General features: G+C 47.7%; 4 protein-coding genes. All 4 read left to right on the forward strand.

Annotated features, from left to right (window positions below; genetic code table 11):
* Positions 1–304 precede the first annotated feature (304 nt).
* The 4 genes from IQ257_RS11910 (at position 305) to IQ257_RS11925 (ending at position 6,451) form a co-directional block, all read left to right on the forward strand.
* Positions 305–1,177: an alpha/beta fold hydrolase gene (locus IQ257_RS11910; RefSeq protein ID WP_193873496.1), complete on the forward strand. Its 873-nt coding sequence runs from the start codon at positions 305–307 to the stop codon at positions 1,175–1,177.
* A gap of 303 nt (positions 1,178–1,480) precedes the next feature.
* Complete coding sequence (locus IQ257_RS11915) at positions 1,481–1,786, forward strand: hypothetical protein (protein ID WP_193873489.1); 306 nt, start codon at positions 1,481–1,483, stop codon at positions 1,784–1,786.
* 260 nt (positions 1,787–2,046) lie between these two features.
* Positions 2,047–2,361, forward strand: a complete 315-nt coding sequence (locus tag IQ257_RS11920) for a hypothetical protein (RefSeq protein ID WP_193873490.1) — start codon at positions 2,047–2,049, stop codon at positions 2,359–2,361.
* A gap of 505 nt (positions 2,362–2,866) precedes the next feature.
* Complete coding sequence (locus IQ257_RS11925) at positions 2,867–6,451, forward strand: methyl-accepting chemotaxis protein (protein ID WP_193873491.1); 3,585 nt, start codon at positions 2,867–2,869, stop codon at positions 6,449–6,451.
* Positions 6,452–6,521: the final 70 nt, after the last annotated feature.

A 6,521-nucleotide genomic window follows, 5' to 3' on the forward strand; every position in this document is an offset into this window, starting at 1 on the left:
CATCAGCAGAGTTTAAATCTCTTATCATCTCGGCACTAACTGAACAGTAAAAACTGATACCTTTTCGCCGAAAGCTTAGAAGGTGTTAGCGGCGGGTTTCCATCAAGAGCGATACGTCTGGTAAGTGGTAACTGATTGAACAGCGTAGATGCAGCCGTAGGTCAATGAAGTGAGAAAACTACAATTGCTGTTTTTGGAGGAGTTATTCCCCATAGTATTGGAATTTTAGTAACATAACATAACGTTCCCTAAAACGCACTCAATTTTTTGAGATTTGTCTACACTCATCCAAATCAACACGCTCATGTTCGAGCATTTCACCCAACATCGGATAGAGACTTCTGGTGCAACAATCAATCTAGTTAAAGGCGGTGAAGGAGCGCCACTGCTACTGCTGCACGGTTATCCACAGACTTACGTCATGTGGCATAAGATCGCTCCAATATTGTCTGAACACTTTACCGTAGTCTGCTCAGATCTGCGGGGCTATGGGGACAGCGATAAGCCACCTGCCGATCCGGCACATTTGACCTATTCCAAACGAGCCACGGCACAAGATCAAGTCGAAGTTATGGCGGCACTCGGCTTTGACCGATTCTCGGTTATCGGTCACGATCGCGGCGCACGGGTACTGCATCGCTTGGCACTCGATCATCCCAATCGAGTTGATAAAATTGCGCTTCTCGATATCGTACCGACTCGCACGATTTTCCAAACCGTGGATCAAGTGCTAGCCACTGCTTACGAACATTGGTTTTTTCTCATCCAGCCCCATAACCTGCCGGAACGCCTGATTGGTGCCGACCCGGAATTTTATCTGAGGAAAAAGCTTCGCCTGTGGAGCGCCAATTCAAGCGCTTTTACCGAGGAAGCAATGGCTGAGTACATTCGCTGCTTCAGTAATCCTGCCGTCATCCATGCCACCTGTGAGGATTATCGTGCTGCGGCATCGATCGACTTAGAGCATGATGAGGCGGACATTAACCAGAAGATTCAGTGTCCAGTGTTGCTATTGTGGGGATTACGCGGTGTAATGCAGCGCTGCTTTGACGTACTCGAAACCTGGCGAGAACGAGCAGTGGATGTGCAGGGTAGGGGTTTAGACTGTGGTCATTTTCTACCAGAGGAAGCTCCGCAGGAAACGATGCAAGAGCTACTCGATTTTTTTTCAGAATGACCTGATTGCACTTCTAGAGAAAATCAGCAAACTGTAAGGTAAAGATTCGATGAAGCTGACTTCAGTTTACGGCTGATGGTTTACTGATTAACCTATCATGCTAATGGCGTATTACGTGTTTTACGTCTAGATTACAGTTTTGACAGTCTTTACAGACTCAAAACAGTAGGGTTCACGAGTGATGCCTTACTGTTGCTTGAATAGGTGCATCTGTTAAAACCAATCCGAAGATTGAGGAATATTACCAAGCAAGCTAATTGGTACACTTCCTAAGCTATCCGGATTTTCTTTATCAAGCAGTTAATGGATTATCTGTGTGAGGAGTTTATTTTGGCATTTATCCGACTCGCAGATGTGATTATCAACATTGATTATATTGCCGCCGTGAGATTCAGCACCTATAACGGGTCGAGTGGGAGTAAAGAGATCCCTGTTGTTACTATCTGCTTGGCAATTCCAGAGGGTTCCTTCGATGGTGAAATCGAACCGTGTTCGGGCAAATGTCAGGGTTGCCAAAGTATAGAGAAGCTCGAGTACGAGAGCGATTTAGCGATCGCCATCTGGAATTACTTCAGTCAATCTAGCGATGTCACAGTCTTGTTCGAGTAAGCCTGCTTTTGTGAAGACTCGGTAAAACTGTCTTGACTTTGTTGCTGACACTCATGAAGTTGCCCTATTATGAATAAAGTGTAATACAAGTTATACACCGTCTTACACTTTCGACCGTTTCAGGGATGAAAGCACTAGGTGAGCAACTGCCTTTGCCTGAGCCTTCAGCTCTACTGTCGGTTGGACACCACCGGGGTAATCTATCGTTTCCGCTTCAATCTCATTCTTCCTGAATGTGGTGTTTTTTAGGTACTAGCACTATGAGCTTCTCCAAATCAGAAAATAAGTCAAGCCAGCCGAATGCAACCTCTTCTAAAGCCGTATCTCCTGATGAAGTGCGGCGATTTGACCTTGAGAATAAGCTAGCCGAACTGGCAGTACCCCTAGCTCAGGCATGGAAAGACAATCATCCTGATGCGCAACCAGCTTCAGAAGCCGATTTAGATACTTGCATATTGGCAGTAGCGATTGAAATCGCGATCGCTGGCGAGGCAGTCGGCGGTCCGATTGGGGTGCTAATTGCCGATGGTGGCAACGTAGCCGCAGCCAGCATCGCTTGCAGGCGCGTACTCTAAAGAGTTTATTTCCTGGCTCTCATGACTAGTGCAGCATGGCGGCAAGAACTATCCAGTTGAAAAAGCTTACTGTACAGGCTTTCTTTCCTTAGAGCTTTCTGCCTCCAGCATAGCTACCTTCTTGCACTAGAGCGATCGCTGAATTTCCAGATTTTACAGCACAGCCATTGCTGTACTAGTGGCGCTGGACGTTGAAGGGACTCCATGCTCTCTTAAGCTACATCCTATCCAATTCTCTACTAAACATAAAGGGCAAACCCCCTTCTGCCATCTCCCTACCCAATTTTCTGCATCACCGAATTAGCGTTTGAGATCACCCCTGCTTTAGATAACTGGGTCAGTAAGGCGGGTTTGCGCTGCTTGGTGCTTCAAACCATTACAGGCATAACTTCACATAAAGTCGTAAAACGTCCTATTCATAAGTTCTAGCGCCCTCAATCCAACTCTTCCACTGCAATTTCCACGCCATTTTGCCAATTTACTATCACGTCAAGGACATTGTTTCATGACTGCTCAGTTTGATCCCCTCAAAGCTTACAAAAATAAACCCAATGAACAAGGGAATGACGCCCTCAATGGCGTTTCTCAAACTAATGCAAAAGGTTACCATCCCAGTCAATATTCACTAGCTCCTGTCTCACCAGCAGCAACGACGAATGCGGGGCAGCCACAGCCACAACCTCTTACCTGGCGCTCTCTTCCCTACGGTTCCATCTCGGCATCCCGGCACTCCAGCACGCCCCTACGCACCCAATTGTTGCGGACAATTTTACCAGCCGTGCTGGTGCCTTTAGGGTTAGCAGGACTCGTTAGCTATGGCATTATTTCCCAACGTACCCAACAACAAACCGAGCAAGTATTGCGAAGTGAAGCGCTACTAGCCAGCGATGTAGTTAATGAGTTACTACATGAAGCCGAGAAAATTCCAGCCACTATTGCCAACAATCCCCTTGTTATTAATGCGGCTCGTGCGGCTACCGCTGCTGCTCAATCAGAGGGACTTTTAGGATTACCCATCGACCAACTCGAACAATCTTTTTCTGCTAATAAACTACTTCAATCCAATCCTACTCTCAACACTTACTTAGCAAAAACAGCGGAAACGAGTGAGTTTGCCGAGCTATTTTTTACCGAGAAAAACGGTTTCAACGTAGCCTATAGCAGTCCCACGTCTGACTTTGTACAGCGCGACGAACCCTGGTGGGAAAACACTAAAACGGGTAGTAGTGGTACGTTCATCGAACCAACATTTGATGAATCTGCCAACACCTTCGGAATTGAACTCAGCCAAACTATTACCGATCCCAACTCCGGTGAATTCCTCGGTGTTGTCAAAGGCGTCTTACCAGCTAGTGCGTTCGGTTCCGTACTCAACAGTATGCTCGAGCAGTTGAGAATTGCCAAGTCTCAAGCCGTACAACTACTCGCCCTAAAAGAAGATGGCACCGTTGCCGTCGTTGACACACTGAATGGTGAGAGTGCTAGCAACGATCCGATTGTGCTGGGAGGCGAAACTATAGCTCAGGGTGCAAAAGGTTTGATTGAAAGTGTTCAATCCCAAAACTCTGGACAAAGCCTAGGAGATGGCTTGCCCTTGAAGGGACTGAAAATTGATTCAGTTACCTCAAGGTTGGGGGAAACGTCAGTGAATGCCCGATTTGAATACGATGGCAGAAGCTATCAACTCGTTACTGTTCCCAAAACCAATTGGGTGATTGCCGTTTCGATGGAACTGGGTGAACTCAGGGCAACAGGAGCTCAAACGGCATTAACCTTCTCTCTGGGATTCGTGCTGTTGGGAGGAGCCATTGCCGCAACCCTGGTATTTTTAGCCCGTCGGTTGGCAACCCCTCTAAGACAATTAGCAAGTACTGCCGAGCAAGTAATTGCCGGAAACCTGAACGTCCAGGCTCAACTGGTGGGAGCAACAGAAACCCAAGTACTGGCTCAAGTCTTTAATAACCTCGTGACTGGCGTCAAAGGGTTGTTACAACAGCAAGCAGCAGAAACCCATCAAGCAGCCTTATTTGCTGACATTGCAGCATCCCGCGCTCGTACCAATTACGACTTAGAAGAAGTTTTCCAACAAGCGGTTCAAGGAGCACTGCAAGTTTTGGGAGCCGAGCGGGTTGTTGTGTATCGCTTTAACTCGGATTGGGGTGGATATATATCAACTGAAGCCGTTACTCCGGGCTGGCCCCGCGCCTTAGGGGACAAAATCGAAGATTCTTGTATCGGAGAGCATCTGATCGAAGCGTACCGTAAAGGACGGGTTGTTCCGACTAGCAACGTTTTTGAAGCAGGTTTTCACTCAGAACACCTGAAATTGATGGAACGACTGCAAATTAAAGCCAATTTGGTGACACCTATTCTCAAAGAAGATCAGCTCTTTGGGTTGCTAATTGCTCATCACTGCTCGGCTCCTTACAATTGGCAGCAGTCGGAAATTGAGTTCTTGAGAAAATTAGCGATTCAGGTCGGACTCTCCCTAGACCGAGTGAACTTCTTAACGGAGAAAGAAGCGGAAACCGAGCGTGCTCAGCAACTGAACGACATTACCTCTACTATCCGGGAAGCAGTCACTGCCGAAGAAGTCTACAATGCGGCAATCACCGGTATCCGCAGAACTCTGAAAACTGACCGAGCGGTTGTTTATCTCTTTAACGACCACTGGCAGGGAGCGATTGTGGCTGAATCGGTGGGTGAAGGTTTTCCCAAAGCGCTGGGTGCAAACATTGCTGACCCCTGTTTTGCCGATCAATATGTGGAAAAATACAAGCGCGGTCGCGTTAAAGCGGTTGAAAATATTTATGAAGCAGGCTTGACAAGATGTTACCTGGGTCAACTCGAACCTTTCAAAGTGAAAGCGAATATGGTGGCACCCATTCTCGCCTTTGGCAACCTCCACGGTTTGCTCGTAACCCATCAATGTTCGAGTACGCGGCTTTGGCAGGAATCGGAAATCACCTTCTTTAAACAGGTGGCGATTCAGTTGGGCTTGGCGTTAGACCGTTTGAATTTCTTATCTGAGATCGAGCTTGCCCGTCAACAAGCGGAAATGTTGGCAGAAGAGCAGCGCCAACAAAAAGAAGCCATTCAAATGCAACTGGTGGAACTCCTGAATGATGTCGAAGGAGCTGCCAGAGGTGACTTGACAGTACGGGCGGAGGTGACTACTGGTGAAATTGGCACCGTTGCTGACTTCTTCAACTCCATTGTTGAGAACCTGCGGCAAATTGTAATGCGGGTGAAAGAATCGGCGATTCAGGTGAATATGGCAGTTGGACAGGACGAGGAAGCCATTCGTCAACTGGCTGAAGCTGCCCTCAAACAGGCAGAAGAGACGACTCACATTTTGAATTCTGTCGAACAAATGACCAATTCCATTGAAGCGGTGGCAGAGAATGCTCGTCAAGCCGCAGGAGTTGCCAGCACAGCTTCTGCCACGGCAGAAACTGGTCAAGCCTCCATGGATCTGACCGTAGAGAATATCTTGAGCCTGCGCAGCACCATTGGCGAAACGACCAAAAAAGTGAAGCGCTTGGGTGAGTCGTCCCAACAGATTGCTAAAGTTGTTTCGATCATTGAGAAAATTGCTCTGCAAACCAACTTACTCGCAATCAATGCTGGAATTGAGGCAGCTCGTGCTGGTGAAGAAGGTCAGGGTTTTGCAGTTGTAGCCGAAGAAGTCGGTCAACTTGCTGCCAAGTCAGCAGTCGCCACTCAAGAGATTGAAGAGATTGTTGAGAGCATCCAACGGGAAACCGCGCAAGTGGTTGAGGCGATGGAACAGAGTACCAAGCAAGTGGTTGAAGGGACGCGCTTGGTTGATGATGCCAAGCGGAGTCTCAGCGAGATTCTAGACGTATCTCGCCAGATCGACCAGCTCGTGCAGTTAATTTCAGACGCGACGGTATCTCAAACCCAAACCTCTCAAGCTGTTAGTAGTTTGATGTACGAAATTGCTATGGTTTCAGCCCAAACTTCTGATTCCTCTAGCAAAGTTTCAAACTCCCTGCAAAAAACCGTAGAAGTGGCTCGGGAATTACAGGAGTCTGTCGGCACATTTAAAGTTGACACAGACCTATAGAGGGGAAACAGGGACGCGGAGACACGGAGACACTGAGGACAAGGGAATTTGTGAGGTATTCTCTTCTCCC

The organism is Coleofasciculus sp. LEGE 07092 (assembly GCF_015207375.1).
Lineage (GTDB): Bacteria > Cyanobacteriota > Cyanobacteriia > Cyanobacteriales > Coleofasciculaceae > LEGE-07092.

Coding starts and splice junctions, on each gene's coding strand:
- IQ257_RS11920 (WP_193873490.1), top strand. CDS start 2,047: ATGAGCTTCTCCAAATCAGAAAATAAGTCAAGCCAGCCGAATGCAACC.
- IQ257_RS11910 (WP_193873496.1), top strand. CDS start 305: ATGTTCGAGCATTTCACCCAACATCGGATAGAGACTTCTGGTGCAACA.
- IQ257_RS11925 (WP_193873491.1), top strand. CDS start 2,867: ATGACTGCTCAGTTTGATCCCCTCAAAGCTTACAAAAATAAACCCAAT.
- IQ257_RS11915 (WP_193873489.1), top strand. CDS start 1,481: ATGGATTATCTGTGTGAGGAGTTTATTTTGGCATTTATCCGACTCGCA.